Origin of the sequence: Zavarzinia sp. (genome assembly GCF_041650655.1) — a bacterium.
In the GTDB taxonomy this organism is placed as follows: Bacteria; Pseudomonadota; Alphaproteobacteria; order Zavarziniales; family Zavarziniaceae; genus Zavarzinia.
In genome coordinates, this window is record NZ_JBAZKR010000180.1 from 1 (window position 1) to 4,628 (window position 4,628).

The 4,628-nt window shown below is 67.2% G+C and carries 4 protein-coding genes and 1 pseudogene; 2 read left to right on the forward strand and 3 right to left on the reverse strand.

Annotated elements, in window-relative coordinates; genetic code table 11:
- A partial coding sequence (ispH, locus tag WC493_RS21705; protein WP_373068448.1) for a 4-hydroxy-3-methylbut-2-enyl diphosphate reductase occupies positions 1-924 on the reverse strand: 924 nt, incomplete at its 3' end.
- A gap of 111 nt (positions 925-1,035) precedes the next feature.
- On the opposite strand from ispH, the gene WC493_RS21710 reads away from it, so the two are divergent.
- Complete coding sequence (locus WC493_RS21710; protein ID WP_373068450.1) at positions 1,036-1,602, forward strand: hypothetical protein; 567 nt, start codon at positions 1,036-1,038, stop codon at positions 1,600-1,602.
- Positions 1,603-1,910: 308 nt separating this feature from the next.
- Positions 1,911-3,122 (forward strand): 5-aminolevulinate synthase, encoded by a 1,212-nt coding sequence (hemA, locus tag WC493_RS21715; protein ID WP_373068452.1) that lies wholly within the window; start codon positions 1,911-1,913, stop codon positions 3,120-3,122.
- A 63-nt stretch (positions 3,123-3,185) separates the two neighbouring features.
- Here hemA and WC493_RS21720 read toward each other — a convergent pair whose 3' ends face one another.
- Both WC493_RS21720 and WC493_RS21725 read right to left on the reverse strand, forming a co-directional pair.
- On the reverse strand, positions 3,186-3,695 hold the full coding sequence (locus tag WC493_RS21720) for a DUF2937 family protein (protein ID WP_373068454.1): 510 nt from the start codon (positions 3,693-3,695) through the stop codon (positions 3,186-3,188).
- Between the two features lie 148 nt (positions 3,696-3,843).
- Positions 3,844-4,628: pseudogene (locus WC493_RS21725) on the reverse strand (vitamin B12-dependent ribonucleotide reductase); the annotation flags it as partial.

Consider the following 4,628-nt stretch of genomic DNA (forward strand, 5'->3'; position numbering starts at 1 on the left):
CACTTTGAATTGCACGCGCTCCTCGGTCACGGTCACCTGTTCGACCGTGACGTCGTAGCGCTGACGGAAGGCGTCGATCAATTCCTCGACCAGGCTCTCGGGCGCCGAGGCGCCGGCGGTGATGCCGACCCGGCGGGCGCCCGCGATTCTCGACCAGTCGAGCTCGCCCGCGTGCTGGACGCGCAGCGCCGTGGCGACGCCGGCCCGGGCGCCCACTTCAACCAGGCGCACGGAATTCGACGAATTGGGCGCGCCGATCACGATGAGGACGTCGCAATCGGGCGCGATCGTCTTGACCGCCGACTGGCGGTTCGTGGTGGCGTAGCAGATGTCTTCCTTGTGCGGCGCCTGGATCGCGGGAAAACGCGCGTGCAGGGCGGCGACGATGCCGGCGGTGTCGTCGACCGAAAGGGTGGTCTGGGTGATGAAGCCCAGTTTTTCGGGATCGGGCACGACAAGGCGGGCGACATCCTCGACCGTCTCCACGAGGCTGATCGCGCCGTCGGGCAATTGCCCCATGGTGCCGACCACTTCGGGATGGCCCTCGTGGCCGATCATGATCAGGTGCATTCCCTGCTCGTGCAGGCGTTCCGCCTCGACATGGACCTTGGAGACGAGCGGGCAGGTCGCATCGAGATAGGAGAGGCCGCGGCGCCGCGCCTCCGCCGGCACCGACTTGGGCACGCCGTGGGCGGAAAAGACGACATGGGCATCGGCCGGCACTTCGTCCAGTTCCTCGACGAAGACGGCGCCCTTGGCTTCGAGCGATTCGACCACGGTCCGGTTGTGCACGATCTCGTGGCGGACATAGATCGGCGGGCCGAAGCGTTCCAGGGCCAGCTCGACGATCTGTATCGCCCGGTCGACCCCGGCGCAGAAGCCGCGCGGCGCCGCCAGGAGGATGGTGAGCTTCGGCTTGGTCATAGGGCCGTTCGGGATCCGTCGAATTGGCCGTCTCGGCCAGCTTGTGCCGCCAAAGGCGCTTGTCTAGAGTGCGCCGACCATACCGTACCGGCAGCGAAAGGGAAGCATAGGATGGGCACCAAGCCGCAGGCCACCGGGGCGCTCTGCGCCGGCGTGATCGGCCTCGTCCTGCTCGGCCTTTCGGGCTGCGGCTCGTCGTCCGACTCGAAGCCGGCGGCGACGGCGGGCAAGGAAGCCTGCGCCACCATGTCGGTGCTGACCGATGCCGCCGAGTTGCAGCGCTTCCGCGACGGCTCGGTCCAGGGGCCGGACGATCTCGTCTATCGGGTCGAGGTGGTGGATGCCAAGATCCTCTGCGACAAGGCGGTGGACGGCCAGGTCGCGGCCGAGGCGGGCATTTCGCTCTATGTCCGGCGCGGGCCGGCGGGCAAAGCCCTGACCGAGGTGACGATTCCCTATTTCGTCGCCCTGACCGAGACCAACACCCAGGTGATCAGCCGCGCGGTCTATACGACCACCGTGGCGCTGCCCAAGGACAAGAACAGCGGCGGCGTTGTCGAGCATCTGAGCCTCACCATCCCGCTGAACGGCAAGTCGCCCTATTCCTTCGAGGTGGTCACCGGCATCCAGCTCAGCGCCGCGGAACTGGCCGCCGAGCGCAAGCGCCTCGGCCGCTGACGCCCGCCTTCGCTCGCTTCTGTGAGACCCGTCACATCGCCCGCCGGGGCGAGACGCCATAGTGCAGCCGTACCGCCGGTGCTCCGGCGGTGGCCGCTGACGGGGGGTCTGCGGTCGGGGCGGTGGGGCATCGGGGGGTGTCCTGCCGCCCCCCCTGCGTCAACTTGGCCGAATTCTAAGCTCGATCAGCTTTGCCTTGGATCAAAGCCTCGTTATAGGATTTGTGAACCAATCCGACTGACGATGGACGTCGGTGGGATCGGTCGCATCCGGTGCGCCCGCACATCGACGCAGTTGGGACAGGGCGAATGAACTACGACGAATCCTTTGCGCAAGCGATCGCCGACCTGAAGAGGGAAGGCCGTTACAGGGTGTTCGCTGACCTGCAGCGGCATTGCGGTTCCTTCCCGCGGGCGACTTGGCGGGGGCCCCAGGGGCCGAAGGAAATCGTGGTCTGGTGCTCGAACGACTATCTGGGCCAGGGTCAGAATTCCGAAGTGCTCGCCGCCATGCATGAGGCGCTGGACGATTTCGGCGCCGGCGCGGGCGGCACCCGCAATATTTCAGGCACCACCCGTGCCCATGTCCTCCTCGAGGAGGAACTGGCTTCGCTGCACGGCAAGGAAGCGTCGCTGCTGTTCTCTTCAGGCTTCGTCTCGAACGAGGCGGCACTCTCCGCCCTGTCGCGCGTGCTCAAAGGCGTGACGGTCTATTCGGACGAGCTCAACCACGCCTCGATGATCGAGGGCATCCGCCATGGCGGCGCGCCCAAGCGGATCTTCCGCCACAACGACGTCGACCATCTGGTCTCGCTCTTGAAGGACGCCGATCCCAAGGCCCCCAAGATCATCGCCTTCGAGAGCGTCTATTCGATGGACGGCGACATCGCGCCGATCCCGGACTTCATCGAAGTCGCCAAGAAGTACAACGGCCTCACCTATCTCGACGAAGTCCATGCCGTCGGCCTCTATGGCGAGCATGGTGCCGGCGTCGCCGAGCAGATGGGCGTGATGCACGATATCGACGTGATCGAGGGCACGCTGGGCAAGGCCTTCGGCGCCATGGGCGGCTATATCGCCGGTTCGGCCGTGATGGTCGACTGCGTGCGCTCCTACGCCCCGGGCTTCATCTTCACCACGTCGCTGGCCCCCGTGCTGGCGGCCGGCGCCTGCGCCTCGGTCCGCTACCTGCGTCAGCACAACGAGCTGCGCGTGAAGCACCAGGAACGTGCCGCCACCCTGAAACGGAAGCTGGCCGAAGCCGGCCTGCCGGTGGTGAATTCGGCCTCGCACATCGTGCCCGTCATGGTGGGCGATCCGATTCGCTGCAAGGCGATCTCGGACGAGCTGCTGGCGGTCGACGGCATCTATGTCCAGCCGATCAATTTCCCGACCGTGCCGCGCGGGACCGAGCGCCTGCGCTTCACGCCGTCGCCCTTCCACGACGACGAGATGATGGATCATCTGATCCGCGCCCTCGACCGCATCTGGACCGCCGCCCGGCTGCCCCGCGCCGCCTGAGTCTGGTACAGACGAAGCAACGCCCCGGCCGAAACGCCGGGGCGTTCTGCTTTCGGGATGGGGTCAGCGGCGGACCAGGCCGCCCGGGGTGGTGCGGCGGCGGCGGCGCGCCAGCAGTCCGCCCAGCAGGCCATAGAGCGCCCAGCCGATGCCGACGCCGCCGAGGCCGAAGATCGGGTCCACAGTCGCCGTGATCTCGTAATTCGCCAGGGTCTCGCGCACCAGCTCCTGGTCGCCGTTGGTGGCGATCGCGGTCAGCTTGTCGAAACTGGTGGGAGCGGCGGAGAGCGCCTTGATTTGCGCCTGCAGCAGGTCGCGGCGCTGGGCGAGGGCGGTCATGCGGTCTGCGGTGCCGCGCAGCGCGGCGTCGCTGGCATTCCGGTGGCGCTCGACCAGGCCGTTGAAATCCAGCCCCTCCGCCTGGGCCTGGAGGGTGAAGCCATCCACCATCTTCTGCACTTCGCCGAGCGCGCCGCCGAGCCGCTGTTCATAGGCACGGGCGAAATTCGGCAACTGGCTGGCGCCGATGCCGCCTGCAATGACGAACAGAATGAGGAACAGATGCCGAATCATGGCGCGTCCCAGCGTGGCCCCTTGCGGCCTAGGTGTGCGCAGCGTTTACCATGCTGTCAACCCGCGGTGGGCCGCCGCAATCCACTCACGGCAAGAAAAAACCCGCCGAGGTCGTCGGCGGGTTTTCCTTCGGATTGGCCCCGAAACCTTACGAGCAGCCGCTGGTCGAGCCGCAGGTGTCGCACTTCAGGCAGGTGCCGTTGCGAACCAGGGTGAAATTGCCGCAGTCGCCGCAGGCGTCGCCGACATAGCCCTTCACCCGGGCCTCGCGGATGCGGGCGAGGCGGGTTTCGGCGGCCGAGACCGCGGCGGAGGCGGTGGCGGCCGCCGTCGCCCCGGTCGAGGCGCGGGTGGCCACGGCCAGGTCCTGCTCGATCACCAGCGCGACCGCCTCGTTGCCGGCATGGGCGTTGTGGGCGGCCTGGCGGATGCCCTGGGCCGCGGCGTTCAGGACATAGAGGTTGGAGCGGACATAGCCGTTGGAGACCGGCGCCGAGGCGGCAGCCTTGTAGGCCGCGGCTTTGGCGTCGACCGCTTCGCGGCGCTGCGGGGCGCCGTCCAGCGCCGCTTCGTCCGCGCCGTCACCCATGGCGTCGAAGCGGAGGTCCGCCGGCTCGACATGGGCGAGGTCGTTCCGGCCGAGGTAGGACACGGCCAGTTCGCGGAAGACATAGTCGAGGATCGAGGTGGCCATCTTGATCACTTCGTTGCCTTCGACCATGCCCGCGGGCTCGAAGCGGGTGAAGGTGAAGGCGTCGACGAATTCCTCCAACGGCACGCCGTACTGCAGGCCGATCGAGACCGCGATGGCGAAATTGTTCATCAGGCTGCGGAAGGCGGCACCTTCCTTGTGCATGTCGATGAAGACTTCGCCGAGCTTGCCGTTGTCATATTCGCCGGTGCGCAGATAGACCTTGTGGCCGCCGACATTGG